Annotated in this window: 19 protein-coding genes and 1 tRNA gene; 12 read left to right on the forward strand and 8 right to left on the reverse strand. The window is 44.9% G+C overall.

The features are described from left to right. Positions 1-10: 10 nt before the first annotated feature. The 3 genes from GO493_RS02695 (at position 11) to GO493_RS30960 (ending at position 3,207) form a co-directional block, all read left to right on the forward strand. On the forward strand, positions 11-712 hold the full coding sequence (locus GO493_RS02695; RefSeq protein WP_157304566.1) for a class I SAM-dependent methyltransferase: 702 nt from the start codon (positions 11-13) through the stop codon (positions 710-712). An 87-nt stretch (positions 713-799) separates the two neighbouring features. Continuing rightward, the gene (locus GO493_RS02700; RefSeq protein WP_157304567.1) at positions 800-1,849 is read left to right on the forward strand and encodes a hypothetical protein; all 1,050 of its coding nucleotides are present in this window, start codon (positions 800-802) and stop codon (positions 1,847-1,849) included. 887 nt (positions 1,850-2,736) lie between these two features. Next, positions 2,737-3,207 carry a hypothetical protein gene (locus GO493_RS30960; RefSeq protein WP_157304568.1) on the forward strand — a complete coding sequence of 157 codons (471 nt, stop codon included), beginning with the start codon at positions 2,737-2,739 and terminating at the stop codon, positions 3,205-3,207. 524 nt (positions 3,208-3,731) lie between these two features. Here the strand turns inward: GO493_RS30960 and GO493_RS02710 are convergent. Together GO493_RS02710 and GO493_RS02715 are read right to left on the reverse strand one after the other, a co-directional pair. Next, positions 3,732-4,142 carry a hypothetical protein gene (locus tag GO493_RS02710; protein ID WP_157304569.1) on the reverse strand — a complete coding sequence of 137 codons (411 nt, stop codon included), beginning with the start codon at positions 4,140-4,142 and terminating at the stop codon, positions 3,732-3,734. A gap of 103 nt (positions 4,143-4,245) precedes the next feature. Beyond that, complete coding sequence (locus tag GO493_RS02715; RefSeq protein ID WP_198315454.1) at positions 4,246-5,523, reverse strand: IPT/TIG domain-containing protein; 1,278 nt, start codon at positions 5,521-5,523, stop codon at positions 4,246-4,248. A 266-nt stretch (positions 5,524-5,789) separates the two neighbouring features. Here GO493_RS02715 and GO493_RS02720 point away from each other — a divergent pair, with 266 nt between their 5' ends. Continuing rightward, positions 5,790-5,954: a hypothetical protein gene (locus GO493_RS02720; protein ID WP_157304571.1), complete on the forward strand. Its 165-nt coding sequence runs from the start codon at positions 5,790-5,792 to the stop codon at positions 5,952-5,954. Between the two features lie 54 nt (positions 5,955-6,008). After that, entirely contained in the window at positions 6,009-7,868 is a 1,860-nt protein-coding gene (locus GO493_RS02725; protein WP_157304572.1) for a helix-turn-helix transcriptional regulator, read from the forward strand. Between the two features lie 315 nt (positions 7,869-8,183). Here GO493_RS02725 and GO493_RS02730 read toward each other — a convergent pair. The 3 genes from GO493_RS02730 to recQ form a co-directional block, all read right to left on the reverse strand. Beyond that, positions 8,184-8,256, reverse strand: a tRNA-Phe gene (locus GO493_RS02730). Between the two features lie 71 nt (positions 8,257-8,327). After that, positions 8,328-9,098 (reverse strand): DUF3050 domain-containing protein, encoded by a 771-nt coding sequence (locus GO493_RS02735; protein WP_157304573.1) that lies wholly within the window; start codon positions 9,096-9,098, stop codon positions 8,328-8,330. Next, entirely contained in the window at positions 9,098-11,299 is a 2,202-nt protein-coding gene (gene recQ / locus GO493_RS02740) for a DNA helicase RecQ (RefSeq protein ID WP_157304574.1), read from the reverse strand. Before recQ ends, GO493_RS02735 begins: the two co-directional genes overlap by 1 nt. Positions 11,300-11,630: 331 nt before the next feature. Between recQ and GO493_RS02745 the strand changes: the two genes are divergently transcribed. The 3 genes from GO493_RS02745 (at position 11,631) to GO493_RS02755 (ending at position 15,024) form a co-directional block, all read left to right on the forward strand. Further along, positions 11,631-12,605 carry a KpsF/GutQ family sugar-phosphate isomerase gene (locus GO493_RS02745; RefSeq protein ID WP_157304575.1) on the forward strand — a complete coding sequence of 325 codons (975 nt, stop codon included), beginning with the start codon at positions 11,631-11,633 and terminating at the stop codon, positions 12,603-12,605. A 4-nt stretch (positions 12,606-12,609) separates the two neighbouring features. Continuing rightward, positions 12,610-13,701 carry a mannose-1-phosphate guanylyltransferase gene (locus GO493_RS02750; RefSeq protein ID WP_157304576.1) on the forward strand — a complete coding sequence of 364 codons (1,092 nt, stop codon included), beginning with the start codon at positions 12,610-12,612 and terminating at the stop codon, positions 13,699-13,701. Positions 13,702-13,890: 189 nt separating this feature from the next. Next, complete coding sequence (locus tag GO493_RS02755) at positions 13,891-15,024, forward strand: methionine aminotransferase (protein ID WP_157304577.1); 1,134 nt, start codon at positions 13,891-13,893, stop codon at positions 15,022-15,024. A gap of 91 nt (positions 15,025-15,115) precedes the next feature. Here the strand turns inward: GO493_RS02755 and GO493_RS02760 are convergent, their stop codons facing one another. The 3 genes from GO493_RS02760 to GO493_RS02770 all read right to left on the reverse strand — a co-directional run bounded on the left by GO493_RS02760 (position 15,116) and on the right by GO493_RS02770 (position 18,043). Next, a complete protein-coding gene (locus GO493_RS02760; protein ID WP_157304578.1) occupies positions 15,116-15,796 on the reverse strand; it encodes a carbonic anhydrase family protein in 681 nt (226 codons plus the stop codon). 48 nt (positions 15,797-15,844) lie between these two features. Beyond that, positions 15,845-17,494 carry a SulP family inorganic anion transporter gene (locus GO493_RS02765; RefSeq protein ID WP_157304579.1) on the reverse strand — a complete coding sequence of 550 codons (1,650 nt, stop codon included), beginning with the start codon at positions 17,492-17,494 and terminating at the stop codon, positions 15,845-15,847. 264 nt (positions 17,495-17,758) lie between these two features. Next, positions 17,759-18,043 (reverse strand): hypothetical protein, encoded by a 285-nt coding sequence (locus GO493_RS02770; protein WP_157304580.1) that lies wholly within the window; start codon positions 18,041-18,043, stop codon positions 17,759-17,761. A gap of 379 nt (positions 18,044-18,422) precedes the next feature. Between GO493_RS02770 and GO493_RS02775 the strand changes: the two genes are divergently transcribed. The 4 genes from GO493_RS02775 (at position 18,423) to GO493_RS02790 (ending at position 24,002) form a co-directional block, all read left to right on the forward strand. Next, positions 18,423-18,749, forward strand: a complete 327-nt coding sequence (locus tag GO493_RS02775; protein ID WP_157304581.1) for a PadR family transcriptional regulator — start codon at positions 18,423-18,425, stop codon at positions 18,747-18,749. A gap of 45 nt (positions 18,750-18,794) precedes the next feature. Beyond that, positions 18,795-20,585, forward strand: a complete 1,791-nt coding sequence (locus GO493_RS02780) for a PspC domain-containing protein (RefSeq protein ID WP_157304582.1) — start codon at positions 18,795-18,797, stop codon at positions 20,583-20,585. A 181-nt stretch (positions 20,586-20,766) separates the two neighbouring features. After that, positions 20,767-22,902, forward strand: a complete 2,136-nt coding sequence (gene feoB / locus GO493_RS02785; RefSeq protein WP_157304583.1) for a ferrous iron transport protein B — start codon at positions 20,767-20,769, stop codon at positions 22,900-22,902. 191 nt (positions 22,903-23,093) lie between these two features. After that, positions 23,094-24,002 carry a M28 family peptidase gene (locus tag GO493_RS02790; protein ID WP_157304584.1) on the forward strand — a complete coding sequence of 303 codons (909 nt, stop codon included), beginning with the start codon at positions 23,094-23,096 and terminating at the stop codon, positions 24,000-24,002. The last annotated feature ends 4 nt before the right edge of the window (positions 24,003-24,006 follow it).

Below are 24,006 nucleotides of genomic sequence, written 5' to 3' on the forward strand. Positions count from 1 at the left end.
AACTATATCTATGAGTACTGTAAGCAGAAATTTCAATCCCTCTATCAGTCAATCTTTTTACATCACAAGAAGTTTACTGATCAAAAATCTCGTGAAGCATTTTGACAAGCTTCACGGACGTATGCTGGATTTTGGCTGTGGTAGCAAACCCTATAAAAGCCTGATAAATGTAAAAGAATACATCGGGGTAGATTTTGAAGGCCAGGGCCACAGTCATGTAAACGAGCAGATAGATGTATTTTATGATGGCAAGACCATTCCACTTGAATCCAATTCATTTGACAGTGTGTTATCTACAGAAGTGTTCGAACATGTGTTCAATCTCGAAGACATGCTCTCCGAGCTGCACCGTGTAATGAAGCCGGGAGCAGTGATGCTCGTTACCTGCCCGTTCCTTATTGCAGAGCATGAAGCGCCGAATGATTGTAACCGCTATACCTCCTTCGGCATAAAAAATTTAATGAAGCAGAACGGGTTTGAAATAGTGCATTATGAAAAACTGGGAACTTCGGTACAGGCGCAGATGCAGATATTCATGTCTTATATAGACAGCTCTGTACTCTCCAAGTTGAATTTTTTCAAACCCGTTCGCAAGCTTGTAACTTCCTTCACATTCTCTGTACTTAATCTCTGGTGCATGTTTGTGAACTGGGCCCTTCCAAAACGGCAGGACGCATTTCTCAATCATATTATGATATGCCAGAAGCCCTGAGTGCTGTATGTAGAACGGAGGAGGACGGGCGTCAGCCCTTCCTCCTCCGTGGTATCAATGCCACCCTGGGTAGACAAAACATCACACATGACTCAGAAAGATCTTTTCGGATTGATAGGGCTGAAAAGTACTGATCCGGAATTAATCAGTTTTTTTTCAAAATATGGACTGGAAGAGCCACCTCAAAACATAGCAGCCAATGAGCTGACAAAAATTATAACCGATGAAAGAAACAGGGTATGTGTTGTTTTTAGCTATGAGATCATTCATGAAAAGTTTTATCCTCCGGTCCTGGTTGGGAAAGAACAACCACAAAATTCGTTTCTCCCCTATGTAAGTGCAGTAGGAATTCGGAGCGGCATTGAACCATCTTGTCAAGGGCGTGGAGGAGCCGGGCGGGTCCGGAATGTTCCATCATCCTATACACCGGTCAGGGATGAACTGGGTTCATACTATGAAGGGTTCTGGAATGTTACACCATCTTATACAGCTACCGAAGAAGAACTGACTTCATATTATGGTATTCCCCAAAAAGCGCCGGTCTGGAGATTTATTAAAGACTACAGCAAAGATTTTGAGATCATAGCATATTACGATCCTTTAAAGAAGGTATGCACTGACATCGAGTTGCGCATTAAGGAATACCGCGATATTCTGAGAGTTTGGTTTGGAGAGGGCGATGGTGTGCGGGATTTCCATCATATCTATGCCATGCTTGTTAAGTGGTTGTTTGATAACCGGTACCTGCGCCTGGATGAAAATTTGTATGCACAGGGATTGATCAATGATAAAGAGAATGTACTGGATTTTATACATACGCACCTTAAGGGTAGGGTATGGGATTACCAGCTTACAGATGAGCCTCTTCTCATAAGCTTTCTCTATACAACCCTGGATGATTCGGATATTGAAACAGCAGATGGCCCGAAGAACTATTACTTCCGAAGACAGCTTCTCCTATCTCTTGGACGGTGGGGAAACGATCAGGATACCCGGGAAACGCCGGAAAGAGAGAATGTGCTGAGAGAGCTGCTATTTGATGATCTAACCTATATTCCCTTCAGGAAGATCATGGATGATACTTTTGAACTATACCGCCGGCTGTTCCCCGGTAGATTTATTAGTAAGGTTCCTTGAACAGGGCAATGGAAAGCCCTGGAAGGGTTGCAGCCCTTCCATTTTCTATCCAATTGACGGATGACCAATAGGCTATTTTGTATTTTCATAAGGCTATACCCTTAAAGTTATAAATCAAATTTAAGGGTATAGCCTTAAAGATCAAGGCGTATTTTAAGGTAATAACCTTAAAAAATAGGTACAATTGGAAAAATCTATGGGTATCGGCTTAACAAAAACCGCCTGCTCATTGCAAGGGCCAAATTTAAAACATGGGTTCCCTATATTCGTCGATAGAATTGACAGTAATTGAGATAGTCCGGTGTGACTTAGAATATATGTCTGCCGGGCTTATGGGTATAAAAAAAGGCCATCATAATGGGGAGATGTCGAAGTTTCTGGAGGATTTTGAAGCATTAAATAATTTGGTGAAAAATCAGGTATAGGATTACTTGTAGTCTCTACTCGTCTCATATCGTCTCAAATTGTATTTAAACGATCGTCTCATTTTAAGCCCCTATTCGTCTCATATCGTCTCATTTCATTGGAATAGCTTATTCTCACACAATGGAAAATAGGGTACATACATTTCAGTTGAAGCCAGACTGGTTTCTGTGGAGGAAAGCGGGAGATATCGAATTTTTTAGAGGATTTGAAGAGATTTGTAATATGTTAAATTTTAAAGGATAGAATGTCGGAAGACAAAATCGCCTTTTTGAAAATGAGGAACTTCTGTTTTTACGTCCAAATGAGCTGAGGAAGTGTTGTTTTGGCTGGGGATAAAATTTTATCCGCGTCCAAAATAGGGGTAAAAGTGCTGGTTTTGGCTGGAAATAAAATGCGATGAATTTAACCGGACGTACTTCTGAGCAAAAAATACTGACAGCGAGGCTTGCTATAGCCATTCGTTGTTCTACCTGAAATTTATTGAGCATGCTAAAGATACCGAAACGGGCACCTGGCTTCGTCAATACGGCACATCTGCCTATACTACCTGGAGCGGATTTTCTTTTGAGTCTGTTTGTCAAAAGCATGTGTTGCAAATCAGGCGTAAACTGGGCATTGAAGGCGTACTAACCCATACCAGTACATGGCGTCATGCACCGGAAAAAGGTGTACAGGGCGCACAAATTGACCTGTTATTAGATCGTCAGGATCGTTGTATGAATATTTGTGAAATGAAGTTTTCCGGTGGTGAGTTTGTGATCGACAAAAAATATGCTTCGGAACTGGATGTAAAAGTGAATGTTTTTCGTGCAGAAACCGGCTCCAAAAAGACTTTGTTTCCTACTATTATCACTACTTATAGTACCCGGAAAAATGAATATTATCTGGGGCGAATACAGGCCGAAGTATTGATGGAGGACCTGTTTACATAGTGGAAGTAGCATTTCAAATGTGTGAAACATAACCATCGCACAACAGAAAGATCATTAGCCAGCTGATCACGCAGCATATCTTCTTCTCCCATCTTTGTATTGATAAGTGTAGTGAGTAGATTTTCAATATTAAGATAAGTAATTTAGCGCTTAAAATTGTCTATTTGATCCTGGCGCGCATGTGAGGGGTTTGACTAAAAATAACAAAGCCTCAACGAAAGTTGAGGCTCTGTCTGTGGAGAAGGGCGGGGAAATGTCGAATTTTTTGGAGGATTTTGAAGCATTAAATAATTTGGTAAAAAATCAGTTATAGAGTTGTCTCATAGTCTCTATTCGTCTCAAATTTAATTTAAACAATCGTCTCATTTTAAGTCTCTCTTCGTCTCATATCGTCTCATTCCATTGAAATGGTTTATATTCACATACTGGGAAATATGGTAAAATTGTGCTGCGATATAAAATAACAGTTCCTGCTTATCTATAGCAGGAACTGATTGTAAGACTTTATTTAAATTGACCAATTCCTATAAATTTTGCATTAAAAGTTTAGCCAATTCTTCAGAACGTTCGGTAACGTTATCTATATTACCAAACGGCATATGATCCACAGTTAATACTCCTTCGCTAAATGCATAGCATGTAGAACCATAACAATTGCCCACCTCATTTTTAACAACCACTTTCTTCAGGGTTTCTTTAAGAGCTTCTTTGCCCATGTCGTCGGCTGCTATTTCTTTTAACGCATCGATAAGGGGAGTAAAATAAACCTTGGTAAATGCTTCTTCATACAGGTGCGAGTATTCGTCCAATGCCAATGTTTCCCATTTTACATCAAGTTCAAGGGAAAAACCTGCCAGGGTATTGATCTCGTTTGTTAAATTTTGGTAAGTGCCTTCCTGGAATGTTTTTAAGGCTCTTTTTTCTAATAGGCCCATAGTGTAAATTGTATTTGGATTAAATAATAAACAGGTTACTGGCAGATTCACTGCCTTATATAATTGACTTCAACCAATTTTGTTAGTGAACTATGGCTGTAAACTACCTGATCACCCGGATGGCGCCATTGCTCCAGTCTGTAACATACACTTTTCCTGAAGCGTCAACCGCCAGATCATATGGATTATTAAACCTGGCCAGCGATGCAGGCCCATCAACATATCCATTTTCGCCAGAGCCTGCAATAATGGTTACCACTCCTGTCGGACTTATTTTTTTTATCTGGCGTGAGATATCAGCAACATACAGATTCCCGGAGGCATCTATTGTAATACCCAGGGGGTCATTTAAAATTGTATAGGTCCAGGCCCCTGCAAAGGTGCTTACCACGCCCGCCGGTGTTATTTTGCGTACCCGATAATTAAACTCATCGGTTACATACAGGTTTCCCGAAGCGTCTATAGCTACATCTGAAGGAAAATTAAACCTGGCCACTGAAACATCACCGTCAACAAAGCCGCCGCTGATATCTGTACCAGCCACAGTAGTAACCAATCCTGCAGGGGTGATCTTTCTGATGCGGTGATTATTACAATCTGCCACAAATACATTGCCGGAGGCATCAACAGTAAGCCCTTTCGGCCAGCTAAAACTGGCATCAGTGCCCTGCCCGTCTTTATTACCAGCAGTACCACCGGCCAGGGTGGTAATTACGCCCACCTGGGTAATTTTCAGTATTCTGTTATTATACATGTCAGATACATATAGATTCCCCGAAGCATCAATGGCCACACCCCAGGGGCCGGACATCACAGACGTTGAACCATCTCCTGCAAAAGTGGTTACAACGCCTGCCGGGGTAACTTTTCTGATCCGATTATTATTGGCGTCTGTAACATATAAATTACCTGAAGCATCCATTGCCAGTCCGCATACACCGCTAAACCTGGCAGTGGTTCCGGTTCCATCCTGGTATCCTAACGGAGGGCCGCCTGCTAAAGTAAACACCACCGGTCCTACTATAAAGTTGCTGTCGCTGCTGCCAGTATTGTTGTTACTGGTTACCGTAATTTTTCCGGTTGAAGCCCCCGCAGGGACCGTTACACGCAAACTGGTATCGGTAGCTGTTATTACAGTAGCCTGAGTACCATTAAAAGCAACCTTATTTGAAGAGGCCGTTTTGCTGAAACCAACGCCCAAAATAGTAACCGAATCAGCTACTTCACCGCCCAGGGGTGCAAACGAAGTTATTTTTAGCGAAGTGGTTGTAGGATCATTGTTGGGATTGCCTGACGATTCCTTCTTACAGGAATACATTGACAAAATACAAAACGCAAGAGGCAGATAAAGGAAATTTAAGGACAACTCGATATTCTTCATGATCATAGATAAGTTTTAAACAGGATATACAATATAAAATAAGTGCATCGTTACATCAGGGAATATAAGGTCAGTAAAACATTGGAAGTCATCAGACAGTTATGCGCTCTCACTGTAGTCCCCTGCTTCACCGATGGATTGTCAAAAATATACTTACCCATTAAAAAAGTAAAACAACATGGTGCTACAAATGGCCTACAAGACCGGTGAAACGTGAACTATCAATATACTTATGCTTCTTTCCACGTCTCTAATACCCAATATCCATGATTGTTATTTTCCTGGTAGTGTTGCTCGCGACAATCCCTCACATGATGCTGATCACTATATTTAAAGCATGTAATATATCTGCACAATACCGTGTCAAAATAGACCTGGGCAACGAAGAATATAGGAAGCCTGGTGCTACAAATAGTCTACATGAGGCGTAAATACTTACTACCAATACACTACAAGTGTACATTTGCAACAGATTAAGTTACTATATGAAGCAGAAAATCGGTTTAGTATGTTTTATTATTATAATATGTATAGCCTCTGTAGATACCCGGGCCCAGTTCATTGTAGATTCATTGAGCAACAGGCTAACACAAAAGAACCTTTCACCTGAAGAACGTGTTACCACTATGGCCTTATTGGCAAGGGCCAAATCAATTACTGATATAAAAAGTGCCCTACGAATTGCTGAAAAGGCCCTATCGTTAAGCCGGCAACTACCCGACGCCCGGTATCAGGCGCTTGTGTATACCCACCTGGTGTTCTTCCATTTTATAAATAAGGAATTGCCGCTGGCACAAAAAGCATCGGACAGTGCTGTATGGTATGCAGATAAAACTGCTGACAGGAGCATTAAAGGTTTTGCCTGGCTTAGAAAAGGATGGCTCCAGGATGTTCAGGTATTAGACCATGAAGCAATGGCAACCTACCTGCAGGCCTTGAAATACCTGGAAGGAACAGACGCCTATAATTATCAATCCCTGGTTTACTATAATATGGCCGGCAATTATGCGGAATGGGATGATTTAGTAAATGAGAAAAAATATGCGCAGCTATGTTTGCAAACAGCCAGGCAAAGCGGTGATTTGGATATGTTGGCTTCTGCTTATCAGGCATTGGCAACCTGGTATCATTATTCGTACAATAAACAACCAGAAAACAGAGCGTTACTGGATTCCGCGCTTTTTTATAATAAAACGGGCGTACAACTTTTCGCCGAACATGGGGACCGTATGATAATTCACACCACCCTGGCTGTTATTGCCTTTAACACGGCAAACCTCTATGCACAATATTTTCCTGCTAAATACAAGGATACTGCATGGCACTATTTAGAAATAGCCCTGGATGCTTCGCTGAAAACCCGGCAGTTAACTGTTCTTTCAGCCTGTTATGTCATGATGAGCAATTATGAAATAGCAGCGGGTAATTACAAGAAAGCAGAGAAGTTGTTGTTAACCGGGCTTTCGTTGTTTCAGTCTTACAGCAATGACACCCCCCGGAATATGGCTCAATTTATGGAAGCGCTTTCAAGTTTGTATGAAAAAATGGGCAACCCCACGGCTGCGCTAAAATACTATAAGGAATTTTATGCTCAGCACCAGCTATTGTACGATGCAGACAAGCTGGCAATTACCAATCGACTGGAAGCCCAGTATCAGTCGGAAAAAAAAGAGGCTGCATTGAAAACGCTTAGCCACACCGCCGCATTAAACAAGAAACTCAACTACCTTTATATATCACTGGCGATAGCGGCTATCATTGCATTATTGTTCATTGTGCGCTTTTTTCAATTGCGCCTAAAAGCAACTTTGCATCAACAAAAACTATTGGAGAATGAAAACGCGGCAGCATCGCTGCATGCCCGCCTGAAAGAAGAAGAAGCTATGCGTTTGAAGGCGGAACAACTGTTATTGCAGGAGCGCCAGGAGTGGTTACAAAAAGAATTGTTGGCCGGTAGTTTACAGGTAGAACAAAAAGATGAGTTGCTACAAACGCTGCAAAAGAAAATTGATGAACATAAAAATGGAGACCATGTACTAAAACAGATCAACCAGATCATCGACCAGCATAAACGTATAGATGATTCGCAAGCCGCTAACAAAGCTGAGTTTGATAATATAAGACCTGAGTTTTTTGAAAAACTAAAAGAAAAATCCGGGAATTCATTGTCCAGATTAGATCTCAAGCACTGCTCCTATATCTCTCTTGGGTTAACCAATAAAGAAATCGCCCAAAGGCTAGGCGTTGCTCCCAGAAGTATTTTGATGGCGCGTTACCGCATCAAATTAAAACTAGGGTTAGGTAAAGAAGACGACCTGGATGAGTATATTGGTACGGTGAAATAGTATATAATGAAAAGAAGCTGCCTTTTTATCTTTTTATGTTGCATACCCTGTTCCATTATCAGGGCGCAATTCATTACCGATTCTCTCAGCAACAGACTTTTGCGGCAGGATCTGCCGCCCGGAGAGCGCGTTACCACCATGGCACCTAACGCGCACTTGCGTTGTGGGGTTGTACATCTACGACCGGATTCAACTTAAGGGCACCATGAATGCATTCCAGGACATAGACAAATAGCAGATCATAAACTGAGTGGTTCGATCCTCCGGTAGATATAAAAAAGTAAAGCCCTGCAATGCAGGGCTTTACCTATTCTGTGGTGTGGGGCGGGATCGAACCGCCGACACAAGGATTTTCAGTCCTTTGCTCTACCGACTGAGCTACCGCACCATCTCTTTTTTTTATCCCCTTCCTGTGAAGGGAGTGCAAAGATAAGAAAATATCTTTCGAAGTTCCAAATTTTAAACAACAAAAGTTTTTATTTCTTCCAGGATCCCATCCCACAGCGCCTTCCGGCGCTCCAACGCTACTTTCGAAGCAAGCGCAGCCTCTTCCCATTTCTTCATATCATCACCACAAAGTTCCTGCACCATTTGCATACCCAGATGACTATGATGATCCCCATCCACTTCAATATGCCTTTCAAGATAATATTTGAAAAGACTGACCTGACCGGGAAACTGTTTATCCAGGTCATTCACCAGCGCCAGGAACATATCCGGAATAAGATCTTCGCGGCCAAAAGTGAATACAGCTGCCTGTACGTGAACAGGGGCAGTAGCTATCAGGTGGAAGGTATACTTAACAAAATCTGCTGCTGCAGGAGGAAGAGAAGAGAATACCGTATCCAGTGGCTGACCCTGCTGTATTTGCTGCAGGCATTCTTTAATACCGGAAGTATCTGCACCTGCCTGCTCCATTGCCTGAAGGTACAGCTCAAAATGACTCAACCTGTTGCCTTCCGGGTCAACATCACTTTCTTCACCGGTTACTATCTCATTGATGAGAAAACGGGTGGCAGCATTGCCTGCAGGTACCCAGGGAATATCTGTACAGGTAAGATGTCGTTGCAATGATTTGAGAAGGGACATGAAATCCCAGACAGCATATACATGATATTGCATAAACAGACGAAGGTCATCCATCCGTTGCATTTCACGATATAAAGAATGTTGTATGATCGCTTCCCGCACGGGAGCGATAGTAGCTTTGATCTGCGATGGTCCGTTCATTAGTTGCCGTATTCTACCAGGAATTTAATGCGCATCAATTTCAGCTGTTCAAGCGTATAATCGCTTTCAATCAGCTCTTCACGTGCAAGTGCAAGACTGGAAGTTTCACAGCCTTTAAAGTATTCCATGATCTCATCCTGGGCATAGTCGTCCAGTTCTTCATCTATGCAGTAATCCAGGTTTAATTTCGTACCGCTGGCTACAATGGTCTCCATTTCATCCAGCAGCTGAGGTATAGAAAGCTCTTTATTACGTGCAATGGTTTCCAGCGGCATCTTTTTATCAATGTTCTGGATAATGAATACCTTGAGGCCGCTCTTATTCACAACGCTCTTCATGACAAAGTCGTCCGGCTTCACGATATCATTCTCCTCCACGTATTTAGCGATCACGTCAACGAATTGTTTTCCGTAGCGGATAGCTTTCCCTTTACTTACGCCCTGTATCTTTTCAAGCTCCTGGACGGTAGTAGGATATTGTGTAGCCATATCTTCCAGGGATGTTTCCAGGAAGATCACGAATGGAGGGAGGTTCTTTTCTTTGGCAACCTTTTTACGCAGTTCTTTCAGCATGTCGAAGAGAACGGTATCGGCAGATGCCTGTGCTTCTGCTGCTACTTCGTCGTCATCACCGCCGTCTTCTTCAAACTGGTGATTGAGGGATACCATGATAGAGTACGGCTTTTTCAGGAATTTGCTTCCTTTATCTGTGATCTTCAGCAGGCCATATTCTTCAATATCTTTTTCTATCAGGTCTTCCAGCATCATCTGGCGGATGAGGGAATTCCAGAAGTGTGCATCAAATTCTTTTCCTTCACCGAATACTTCCAGCTGGTTATGCTGGTAGGTGGTGATCTGCGGATTTACCTTACCGGTAATGATATTCACCACATATTCACTGCCAAAGCGTTCTTCCAGGGCTTTGATAGCTTTCAGCACAATCACTACCCGGTTCTTCACTTCAATTTTCTCTTTCGGATTGCGGCAGTTATCGCATGCGCCATTACACTGGCCATCCTCATATTTCTCGCCGAAATAGTGGAGTATCACTTTCCGCCGGCAGGCAGAGCTTTCAGCATAGGCAACTGTTTCGTTGATCAGCTGTGCGCCCATCTCCCTTTCGCTGAGAGGTTTGTCCCGCATCAGGTGCTCCAGTTTCTGAACATCTTTGTAGGAGTAGAAGCATACGCAGATACCTTCCAGCCCGTCGCGGCCTGCGCGGCCGGTTTCCTGGTAGTAGTTCTCCAGGCTCTTCGGAATGTTATAGTGTATAACGAAACGTACGTCAGGTTTATCTATTCCCATGCCGAAGGCAATGGTAGCTACTATCACTTCCACTTCCTCATGCAGGAACATATCCTGGCGTTGCGCACGGGTAGTGGCATCCAGTCCGGCATGATAGGCAACGGCCTTGATATTGTTGGCCACCAGCATATCTGCCAGTTCTTCAGTGGTTTTACGGTTAAGGGTATAGATAATACCGCTCTTACCTTTATGCTGGTGAATGAATTTAACGATCTCACGGATGGTCTGGTCCTTTTTCCTTTTTGGTCTGATCTCATAATAGAGATTAGGCCTGTTGAAAGAGGAGAGGAATACCTCCGGGTTACGGAGGGCAAGGTTCTTCACAATATCGCTCTGTACCTTGGGCGTTGCGGTCGCCGTCAGTGCAATGATGGGAAGATCGCCATTGATCATCTCTATCATTTCCTTCAGACGGCGGTATTCCGGACGGAAGTCATGCCCCCATTCGGAAATACAGTGCGCTTCATCTACCGCTATAAAAGAGATCTCCAGTTCCCTGAAAAAGTCCAGGTTCTCCTGCTTTGTAAGCGTTTCCGGCGCTACGTACAACATCTTTGTTTTGCCGGAAAGAAGATCTGTCCTGACCTTTTTTATCTGTGCTTTAGACAGGGTAGAATTGAGAAAATGAGCTACATTATCTTTACTGCTATAGGAACGTACCAGGTCTACCTGGTTTTTCATCAGCGCTATAAGAGGAGATACTATCAGGGCACAACCGGGACTCATCAGAGCCGGTAACTGGTAGCACAGGGATTTTCCTCCGCCGGTTGGCATAATAACAAAAGTATCTTTGCCTGAAAGAATACTTTTGATGATGATCTCCTGGTTGCCTTTAAAGGAGTCAAACCCAAAGTGTTCCCGTAATGCATCTATCAAACTTACCTTTACAACAGCCATTGCATTCAAAATTTAAAACAAATAAACTCTAAAGAAAGTAACAAATTATGGATATTGTTTATGTGTTTTTTAGGGGACACGAAGTTAATTAAAAATGTGTTGACCCACAATTAAAATATGGCTGAACAGGGTAGTATAAGTACTCAGAATGCCGTTCTGCGGGTAAAAAAGACCCATTGAAGGGTAGAGGGGCCAAAAGCTTTAAAAGCACTTTTAAGCAACACTTTTATGCTCCGGTAACAGAAAACCGCCGTCCCCGGGCAGGATATTATAAAATGGGTGGATGTATTAGGTTTAATCTCCTGAATCATAGTTAACTTTGTAGCTGCTCATGAAAAACAGAACGGTTATTAACATAGCGGAAATAGCAAAACGGACGCTCCGGCTGGAAGCAGCAGCAATAGACGACCTGCAGCAGTATATTAACGAGGATTTTGAACAGGCTGTTGATCTGATTGCCCAATGTGGAGGGCGTGTTGTGGTATCCGGTATCGGCAAGAGCGCTATCATAGGGCAGAAGATCGTTGCAACGCTTAATTCCACAGGCACCCCATCAATCTTTATGCATGCTGCAGATGCTATTCATGGAGACCTTGGAATGATCCAGGAGAACGATGTTATCCTTTGCATTTCCAAAAGCGGGAACTCTCCTGAGATCAAAGTACTGGTGCCACTGGTAAAGAACTTTGGTAACAAACTGATAGCCATGGTTGGCAACACCGGCTCTTTCCTGGCACAGGAAGCAGATATCCTTCTCAATACATCCGTATCACAGGAGGCCTGCCCTAATAACCTGGCGCCCACTACCAGCACAACAGCGCAACTGGCAATGGGCGACGCGCTGGCAGTATGCCTCATAGAATGGCATGGTTTTTCAGCAGCAGATTTTGCAAAGTTTCATCCCGGAGGTACACTGGGCAAAAAGCTGTATCTCAAAGTAGGAGACCTGAGCCGCCTCCACCAGGCGCCAAAGGTCTTGCTGAACAGCACCCTGAAAGAGATCATTGTAGCTATCTCCTCCGGTATGCTGGGTGTCACGGCCGTATTAAAGGACAACGGAGAACTGGCCGGTATCATCACCGACGGTGACCTTCGCCGTATGCTGGAAAAGAACATCCCGGCAGATAGTGTTACCGCCGCTGGCATTATGTCAGCTCATCCCAAAACCATCCAGGAAGATGAACTGGCCATAAATGCACTGGAAAAGATGAGACAACACGATATTACTCAGCTCCTGGTATTGAAGGATAAACGATATATTGGGATCATTCACTTACACGATTTAATCAGGGAAGGAATTATATAACGAGATGACATATGTGAACAGGCATTTTTATGTGGCCATCATGGCCGGGGGAATAGGCAGCCGCTTCTGGCCCTATAGCCGAACAGATTACCCCAAACAGTTCCTGGATATCCTGAATACCGGGAAATCCTTGCTGCAGTGGACCTTCGAACGGTTCTCGCAATTCATTCCGCCGGAAAACATTTACATAGTTACCCACCAGCATTATGTTTCAAAAGTTCAGGAACAACTGCCTGAACTGCCAGTGGTTAATATAGTGGCAGAACCATCCAGGAAGAATACCGCTCCCTGCATAGCGTACATCTCCCACAAGATCAATAAACAGGACCCGAAGGCAAACATCATCTGTGCGCCGGCAGATCACCTGATACTTGATTCCATCGCATTCACCAGCACCTGCCTCAATGCACTGATGTTTGTTCAGAAACACAGCGCACTCCTCACACTGGGCATCAAACCCACCCGCCCCGATACCGGCTACGGGTATATCCAGTATGAAACACAACAGGTGGCAGATAATGTATACCAGGTAAAGACCTTCACGGAAAAACCTAACCTGGAACTGGCAAGAACATTCCTGCAAAGCGGCGACTTCCTCTGGAACGCCGGTATCTTTGTCTGGAACGTGAAAACCATCCTGGCAGCACTCAAAGCCTATCTGCCGGAAATAGACGAACTCTTTGAACAGAGCCGCGCCGCCCTGAACACGCCGGAAGAAAAGAAAGTAATAGAGAATATTTATCCACAGTGTACAAATATCTCTATTGATTATGCCATCATGGAAAAGGCTGATAATGTATATGTCATCCCCTCCAATTTCGGATGGAGCGATCTGGGCACCTGGGCCTCCGCCTATGAGAACCTGGAACGTGACGACGCCGGCAACGCAGTACAGGGAAAGAACGTTATGATGGTAGATGCTACCAACTGCATGGTCAAAGCCCCGCATGAAAAACTGCTGGTCATCCAGGGACTCGATGAATTTATCGTAGTAGATACCTCAGATGTGCTGCTTATCTGTAAAAAAGAGAATGAACAGCAGATCAAGGAATATGTGGCAGAAGTAAAAAGAAATAAAGGCGAGAAGTTTTTATAGATAATAGAACATCAAACTCATTCAAAAGCTTTTCAGCTGCACGCAGCGCAAATAAATCTCTCTCAAAAACGGGGTTTTGCCGAAGGCGAAACCCCGTTTTTGAGCATATACATCAAAAAGAAAAATAAACAGATACCAATTACGGATTGCATGCTTTAATTTCAGACACGAATTCGTAATTAATCATTTATGTCAAAACTACCCAAAGTAGGAACCACCATTTTCACCGTCATGTCAACATTGGCGGCAGAACATAAAGCCATTAACCTCTCCCAGGGATTTCCCGATTTTGATTGCGACCCCTTGTTAAAAAAACTTGTCAATGAAGCCATGGAACAGGGCCATAACCAATACGCCCCCATGCCAGGCATCATGCCGCTGCGGGAAGTGATAGCGCAGAAGATCAGCAATCTTTACGGACAAACAGTGAACCCTGACACAGAGATCACCGTTACTCCCGGCGGAACATACGCTATCTTCACAGCAATAGCCACCTGCATCAGCCCTGGCGATGAAGTGATCATCTTCGAACCTGCATATGACAGCTATATTCCCAACGTCCTGGTAAACGGCGGCACACCCGTACTGATACCGCTTTCATACCCGGATTATCATATTGACTGGCAACTGGTACGCAGCAGGATCACCCCGCGTACAAAAATGATCATGCTCAATACTCCGCATAATCCTACCGGCAGCATCCTGCGGGAAACAGATATAGAAGAATTGCGCAAACTGGTAACAGAACACAACCTGCTGGTCCTGTCAGACGAAGTCTACGAACATCTTGTTTATGAAGGGGCGCAACACCTTAGTATACTCCGTTACCCTGACCTGCTGCAGAAAAGCTTTGTAACATTCTCTTTCGGCAAGGTCTTTCACAACACCGGCTGGAAAATGGGGTATTGCGTGGCACCGGCTCACCTGATGAAAGAATACCGTAAAGTACACCAGTACCTCTGCTTTTCTGTAAACACACCCATGCAGTACGGCCTTTCCAATTACCTGCGTACACCGGAACATTATCTTTCCCTGCCGGCCTTCTACCAGGAAAAACGGGATTATTTCCTGCAGCTCATGGCAGATACAAAATTTACCCCGCTGGCCTCGTCCGGAAGTTACTTCCAGCTGATGCGCTATGACCGGATCTCAGCAGAGGGAGATAAGGAATTTGCAGAACGGATCACAAAAGAATTCGGCGTTGCCACCATACCGGTGTCTGCATTTTATGAGGATGGGAAAGACGATCATGTAGTCCGGTTCTGCTTTGCAAAGAAGAAGGAAACACTGGAAAAAGCAGTGGACCGGTTAAGAAAGATCTGATAATATACATAAAAAACCCGCTCCTAAAAAAGAGCGGGTTCTCCTTTGTATATGACTACAAGCATGGCTTGTCTGCAAGTTGCGGGGCCTCTTAAACCAGTACGGTCTCAGAATGCCCTTTGTACATTTCGCTTCCTATTATCAGGGTATGTTCCTTGAAGGTCACTACACCTGTTTCCACATCATAAACAGCCCCGATAATACCAACCTCCCCGTTCAGTATCATATCCCGGAGAATATGACTTTGTTCCATGATAGCCTGCACAGAACGTTCAGTATGAATATGTGTTACGGCATCAACAAAAGCCGGGTTGTGAGAAGTACGGTCTTCTTTGATGGTCTTTTCAGCATATACCGCAGGAGTGATCTTGTTGAGCAATCCGGTCAGGTTGCCCATCTCTACCTTATCGCACGCACCTTTGATTGCGCCGCATTTGGTATGCCCCAGTACAACAATGAATTTTGAACCAGCTACCTTACAGGCATATTCCAGGCTGCCCAGTACATTATCAGAAATAACAGCGCCCGCCAGGCGGATACTGAAAATATCGCCCAGGCCCTGGTCAAAGATCAGTTCCGCAGAAGTGCGGGAATCCATACAGCTTACAATAGCGGCCATAGGGTACTGTCCTTCGCTGGTTTCATTCACCTGCTCCAGCAGGTTACGGTGCATTCTGAGATTATCTACAAAACGGGCATTCCCGTTCTTTAAAATTTCAAGTGCGGATGCCGGGGTGATCTGAGCCTGTGATGCTTTATTTAATGTTTTCATTTTCTTCAACTTTGATGGTTTTAATAATTACAAATACCCTGCTGTCAATCAATTCAATTGCAGCTCTTTCAGTAATTGTTCATGATTACCGGTAGAGATGGTGTGTACATGCCCGCTTGCAACGTTTGCATGATGCTCAGGAGAGATATTCTCCGTGTTAGGCAGTTTGTACACCTCCTTAAAACCGGTAAGGATAACTGTGATGTTCTTCTGAGGTGCTTTTACATCTTTAAACTCACGGATAGTTTCAAGCACATCGAAATCTATATAAGTGGTTTTGCTGGCATCAATAACAACAGTGGTGTTTTCCGGCATGTGGTCAAGCGTAAGCAGGATGCTTGCCTTGTTCAGGAAAGAAACTTCCTGTGCCAGTTCCAGCCTGATGCTGTCGCCCGTTTTGTACTTCTCTTTACGGAAGAAGTAAGAGCTCTTTATGTTACCGCGAAGTATGGCGAAAACGCTGACAGTCATACCAAGGGCAATACCAATCAGCAGATCGGTAAATACGATAGCTACTACTGTTACAATGAAAGGTACCCACTGGTATTTACCATTGCTGAACATTTCCTTGAAAATAGAGATCTTACACAGCTTGTAACCGGTTACCAGCAGTACGGCGGCCAGTGTAGCCAGCGGTATCTTGTTCAGTAAACCAGGTATCAGCGCAGCGCAAACCAGCAGTAATGAACCATGTACGATGGTAGCAAGTTTGGTACGGCCGCCGGCATTGATATTGGCGGAAGAACGCACTATCACGGAGGTAACAGGTAAACCGCCTATCATACCGCTCACAATGTTGGCCACACCTTGTGCCTTCAGCTCCCTGTTAGGCGGAGTGTATCTTTTCAGCGGGTCCAGCTTATCAGTAGCTTCCACATTCAGCAATGTTTCCACAGAAGCAACAATAGCAATGGTTGCACCGGTTATCCACACTTCCTTGTTGGTAATAGCACTGAAATCCGGCAATGTGAACTGGCCAATGAAGGAACCAAAGCTGTCAGCTACCGGCAGGCTCACCAGGTGGGAGGCAGAAACGGCCAGCACACTGCCTGTTGCAGTGAAAAGACCATTCAGCCCAATACCCACCAGCACTGCTACCAGCGGAGCAGGTACCACATTCAGCTTGGGTATTTTTCCCCAGTAAAGGATAATGAGAACAGACACCACTGTAATAAGAGTAGCTCCCAGATCTATATGATTGATCGCGGAAAGTAATGCACTGAAACTGTTATCCCCATCTACCTGGATAAAGGTAAAGTCACCCTCAGAATCAGCATCATAACCAAATGCGTGCGGTAACTGCTTGAGTATGATAATGATACCAATAGCGGTCAGCATGCCCTTGATCACGTTTGACGGGAAATAATTGGCAACGGTACCGGCTTTGATCAGGCCCAGCAGAAGCTGCATAGCACCGCCTATCACAACGGCCAGCAGGAAAACGTCAAATGCGCCCATCTTGGTGATGGCTGCCAGCACAACAGCTGTAAGACCCGCGGCAGGACCGCTCACACTCAGCTGTGCGCCACTTAAAGATCCTACTACCAGACCGCCTACAATACCGGCAATCATGCCGGAAAACAGGGGAGCGCCGGACGCGAGGGCAATACCTAAACAAAGAGGTACTGCTATAAGAAAAACAACAAGTCCGGACGAAAGGTCTCCTTTAATATTCGAAAAAATGGATTGCCTGCTCATAGTCTGAAGGATTTATGAACGCCAGGGCGTTCATCCGGGGACAAAAATGCCTGTACACAAACGTGGCATAGTTCTGACCCGCAGTGAATAAATAAAATCAGTGATAAATAATGAATGACCAGCAGAGACACGTATAGTGCCACGCTATCGCAGCAACCAAAACCAGGGATCAGCAGATGCATAATGGCACACAGCTAATAACAGTGATAATCGTTACTGGTACAATAAATAATAAATGGAAATAAATAGATAGATGAGACTGTCTTAACAGTTGGGAGGGGGGCAGTGTATTTCACGGGCAGGTCCCTGAGGGATTTCCGCGAAGAAGTTATAATGAGTAGCACTTAATATAAGAGAAGGCTCAAACTGGGCACCGTCAGTATATTGCTTAAAGAACTTTACTTCCTTGGCAAGTTTAACCACGTCTCCGCAGTCTACAGGATGCTCCTCAACGATCTGGTTATTGAACAGCAATTTCCCCATCTCCTTTATCGGGAGAAGTTGCGTGCTCATAAGCACCAACAGGAATATGCTGAAAACCTTTTTCATCGTCTAAGTCTTGTCTTTTGATTCTGCTTCTGATACAAAAATAGGGCAGAGAGTCTGGACTTTGTAAAGATAGACTTTAAAAATATGTTAAAAGGAAATCTTTGATGAATGGCAGGTATATACGGAAAGACTCCCTTATCCCTGATTTCAACCGCTCATCATTTTATCTTCTGTACGCTATTTCGCAGTGAAAATGCCCGGTCCCCTTTACCATGGCCCATCTCACCCCCTTTTACGGGTAATATTCAAAACAAGTTATTTTGCTTTATATGGTATTGTGTATTGCATAGTAGTATAAAACGCCTATCTTTGTATTGTAATTATCAAAAACCATTCAGTACGATGAGAAATATAAGATCATTTATAAAGCTCACTTGCCATGAACATAGATAACACACAGTCACAGATGCGAAAGGGGGTGCTGGAATTCTGCATTCTTTCTGTCATCAAGCAAGGCGAGGCTTATCCTTCAGACATTATTGAAAAAATGAAAGAAGCGAAGCTGGACATCCTGGAGGGCACCCTTTACCCGTTGTTAACAAGATTGAAGAATGCGGAATTACTGACATACAGATGGGTTGAAAGCAACTCTGGTCCCCCGAGGAAATATTTTTCCATGACCGAAAAAGGAGAACAGTTTTACCAGGAACTGGAAACAACCTGGAATGAGCTGGCAAATGCGGTCAATACACTAACAAGCAAGTAACAAACCTTACCATCCACTAACCAAACCTAAAATAGTCATCAGCAAATGAAAAAGATTATTAACATAAACCTGGCCAGCCGCCTTATTCCCATAGAGGATAGCGCTTATGAGGTATTGCGGCAGTATCTGGACAGCCTTAAGCGGTACTTTGCCCGCGAAGAGGGTGGTGATGAAATTGTGAGTGATATTGAGAGCCGTATTGCCGAGATCTTCCAGGAAAAACTGAAAAAAGGCGCCCATTGCATCACTGATGAAGACGTGCATTCAGTGAAAGCAGCCATGGGTACGCCCGAACAGTTTGAAGAGGCCGCTCAGGAAGGTACACAACAGCAGCAGCAACAGCAGTCTGCCACAGATGCTATCTATGACAGGCTCCGCCCGCGCAAACGCCTCTACCGTGACCCCGACGGTAAAGTGCTGGGTGGCGTATGCGGTGGCCTGGGCGCTTACCTGAACGTAGACCCCGTAGTATTCAGGATCATTTTTGCCCTGCTGGCCATAGGTGGCTTCGGGTCCGGTATCCTGGTATACTTCATATTATGGATAGTTACCCCGGAAGCCAATACTGCAGCAGAAAAACTGCAGATGCGGGGGGAGCGGGTAGATATTAATAATATCCGCGCCACCGTACAGGACGAGATCAATGCCGCAAAAGGACACCTGAAAAACGTAGGAGATGATATCCGAAATTTTTCCCAGGGCCGCGGAAGGCAAATTGGTAACGACATAGAAAGGGTCTTCAGAAACCTGTTTGAAGTGCTGGGAAAAGTGCTGCTGTTACTGATTAAAATATGCTTTTACGCTATAGCGGTAGGTATACTCCTTGCACTGATCGGTGTAGCAGTTGCCATTACCACTTCTTCCGTGGCCCTTGCACCACTGAAAGACCTCTTACTGGCAGGGTCTGTACAAAACCTTCTTTTCTGGCCAGCATTGTTCCTCCTCTTCGGTATACCTATTGTTGCCCTCATCATATTCCTGGTACGTAAAGCTACCGGCTCCCGCGAAACCAACAAATTTGTAGGATATTCCCTGAGCCTCCTCTGGGTGGCAGGACTGGTACTGGGCCTGATTGTCCTCGGCTCTGTCATCAAAGATTTCAGAAGAGGCAGCTACCCGCCCATAAAAGAAAAATTTTCTGTCATGCAACCTTCCGGCGGAAAGTTAGTCATTAAACAGGCAGAAGATTTTTCTGATGCTGATGAGATCGACTTCTTTGACGACGTAATAAGAGTAACAGAAGACACAGTTATTGTCAAGTCCGTAAGAGTATACGTAGAAAAAAGTGAAACGGACAGCTTCGAGGTATACGTAGAGAGATATTCCCGTGGTAGAAGAACAGCCATTGCACGTGAGCTGGCAAATGAGATCAAATACCAGATCGTTCAGAAAGACTCCGTTCTGTATCTGCCCTCCGGTATCTCTATTCCCCGCGACTCAAAATTCCGCGGCCAGCAGGTGAAAGTGATCATCAAAGTGCCTAAAGGAAAGAACGTTGTAATGGACAAATGGCTGAATTATGACTACAACAGCTATGATGATGACCGCTGGGATGACTGGGACTACCATCGCCGCCGGGAATCAGAAGAGATCAGAATGGGAGAAGATGGCCGCCCGGAAAATATCAGCACTCCCGGTAGTAAAGAACAGGATAAGGACTCCCTGAACAACAACTACCGCTATAACGGCAAAACACCTGAAAAGAAAGTACCTGAAAATAAAACACCTGTAGAAGACAGTGGTAAAAAAACAACTCCGGCCGCCGGCGAGGCCCAGGCAATGGTCCTGGACGGAGTGAACCTGATCTGCTACAGTATGTATAACCTTGTTAAGTGACGGGGATATGTGAAAAAGATCAAACTTCGTCATCACAATAAGTTCAATAGTTAAAGAAATGAAGTACCACGGTTTTCACCGTGGTTTTTTCATTTAACATCTTTTTTCCCGATCCGATCAGCCCCCTCCCATATTAATTCATAGTTTTGTCTTTTTAACCGTTTCAGGATAAGGATAAGGAATGCAGGCATCAAAAAACGCGAGGATCAATATTGCGCTGGTAGGAAATCCAAATAGTGGGAAGAGTTCACTGTTCAACGCCCTCACCGGGCTGAACCAGAAAGTAAGCAACTTTCCCGGTGTAACCGTAGATAAAAAGACCGGAGCCGCTACTATTTCTCCCAACCTCCAGGCCAACATCATTGACTTGCCCGGCACCTACAGCCTATATCCTAAAAGCGCAGACGAATATGTTACCTACGATGTGCTGATAAATCCCACCGGAGAAGATCAGCCGGACATGATCCTCATCATTGCCGACGCTTCCAACCTGAAACGTAACCTGCTCTTCTGCTCCCAGATCATGGACCTGAAAATACCCGTTATTATCGGCCTCACCATGATGGACATTGCCCGTAAAAAAGGAGTGGAAATAGACGAAGCCGGACTGGAAAGAGAGCTCGGCGTGCCCGTTGTAGCTATCAACCCCCGCCGGAACAAAGGCATGGCAGACCTGAAGAAGATGATAGAGCTGGTAGCCAGGGAAAAACAATCTGCCGCCCCGAGAGATTTTATAGACAACCGCTCCTATGCCCCGGAAGTAATATCCGGTATCAGGGAACTGGTGCCGCTGAAAAGCGACTATGCCGCATTACACATTGCCGTTAATCCCCATGAACTGAATTTCCTCGACGCCAGACAAAAACAAAGCGTCGTCGACCTCATACAGCAGCACCGCTTCAATAAAACCAAAGTACAGGCAGAAGAGATCATGCAGCGCTACGCCAGGATCAAGCATATCATGAAAGTATCCGTAGTGGAGGCAGATCCCCTGGAAAAACAACTGCAAACCGAAAAACTGGACGATATCCTCCTGCACCGCTTCTGGGGCTATGTTATCCTGCTGGGTATCATGTTCATCATGTTCCAGAGCATTTTCTGGCTGGCATCCTTCCCGATGGACTGGATAGAGGCCGGGTTCGGCGCCCTGAGCGGCTGGCTGACAAATGTCCTGCCAGCCAACCAGCTGACAGATATACTGGTGAACGGTGTTGTGGCCGGCCTGGGCGGAATAGCCGTTTTTGTACCCCAGATCATGATCCTCTTCGGGTTCATCACCATCCTGGAAGATACCGGCTACATGGCCAGGATCAGCTTCCTGACAGACCGGCTCATGCGCCAGGTAGGCCTGAACGGGAAGTCCGTAATGCCCCTTATCAGCGGAGTAGCCTGCGCCGTACCAGCTATCATGGCCACCCGTAATATCGAAAACAGGAAAGAAAGGCTGATCACCATCCTCATCACACCACTGATGAGCTGCTCCGCCCGCCTGCCTATTTATACAGTAATGATAGCCCTGGTAATACCGGATAAACCAATGTTGGGGTTCCTGAACCTCCAGGGACTTGTCATGATGGGCCTCTATCTGCTGGGATTCTTTATGGCCCTGCTCATAGCCGCCCTGCTTAAACTGTTCATTGCCATTAAAGAGAAAAGCTATTTCATTATGGAGCTGCCGGTTTACCGCGCCCCCCGCTGGACCAACGTAGCTACCACCATGGTGCAGAAAGCAAGGATCTTTATTACCGACGCCGGTAAAGTGATCATGGTAATATCCATCATTCTCTGGTTCCTGGCGTCCTATGGCCCGGGTAAAAGAATGCAGCAGGTAGAAGCGAAATATGAACAGATGAAAACAGCACAGCCTGACAGAGCAGAACAACTGGACCTGCAGCTGCAGTCTGAAAAACTCTCCAACTCCTACGCCGGCATACTCGGTCACGCTATTGAACCTGCTATCCGCCCCCTGGGCTTTGACTGGAAGATCGGTATTGCCCTGATCACCTCCTTCGCCGCAAGAGAAGTATTTGTGGGCACAATGGCCACCCTTTACAGCGTAGGAGAAACCCCGGAAGACAATGACGCCACCCTGAGAGAGAAAATGACCTCCGCCACCTGGAAAGATGGCCGCCCGGTATATACTCTGGCCAGCGGATTGTCCCTCATGCTGTTCTATGCCTTTGCCATGCAATGTATGAGTACCCTGGCAATAGTGAAAAGGGAAACTAAATCCTGGAAGTTCCCCGGTATCCAGTTTGTATATATGACAGCTCTGGCTTACATCAGCGCACTGATAGCATATCAGTTACTTAGCTGAAATTCTGCAGATCATAGGGCTGCCCCTGTTACCGTTAAAAAAATTACCCCTCAAAAAAACGGTTTTGCCTTCGGCAAAACCGTTTTTTTGAGCAGTTTCTTCTCATTAAGAAAACCTAAACCAACAAACTACCAATCCCAGGAAATAACGACGCAGTGAAATACCTTATATTGTGCTATAACATTTCTGGTATGAAGATACTTTTCTGTGGATTCCTTCTTTGCCTGACCTCCGGAACAATAGCCCAGTCCCGGTCTTCAATAGACTCCCTCCAGCTGATGAGAGACATCCGTACATTATCTGCCAACAAATATGAAGGCCGCATGGCCGGCAGCAAAGGCAACCGGATGGCCCAGTTCTATATCCTCGACAGGTTCAAAAAAGCCGGCTTACAACCTTACCACAACACCTTCGAATACCCCTTTTACTTTAAACACGGTGAAAAACAAATCATGGGTACCAACCTCTTTGGTTACATAAAAGGTACTTCCAATAAAACCATCGTGATCACCGCCCATTATGACCACCTGGGAATAGCAAAAGACCAGGCTGGAAAAGACTCCATCTATAACGGCGCTGACGATAATGCCTCCGGCGTAGGTGGTCTGCTGGCGCTCATCTCTTATTTTAAGAACAATCCTCCCGCTCATACCATGATCTTTGCCGCACTGGACGGCGAAGAAGAAGGACTGCAGGGTGCAAAGGCTTTTGTAAAGACCCCTCCCGTACCGCTTACCGATATAGTATTGAATATCAATATGGATATGATAAGCCGGAACGATAAAAATGAATTGTATGTATGTGGGCTGACCCCCTTTCCCCAGCTGAAACCCCTTGTAGATAACGCTATTAATCCTTCCGGCCCCATAAAGCTCCTGGCCGGGCATGACCGCAAAGAAGACGGTGCACAGAACTGGCTGAACCAGAGCGATCATTATGAGTTTTATAAACTGAAGATACCCGCATTATATTTCGGCGTGGAAGATCATGCAGATTATCACAAACTTTCTGATGAATTTGAACATATACAACCCGCATTTTACTACCAGGCTGTATTGCAGATACAGAAAGTGGTCCTGCAGGCTGACAGGAACCTGTAATTTC

The sequence above is a fragment of the Chitinophaga tropicalis genome (assembly GCF_009758205.1).
GTDB lineage: Bacteria > Bacteroidota > Bacteroidia > Chitinophagales > Chitinophagaceae > Chitinophaga > Chitinophaga tropicalis.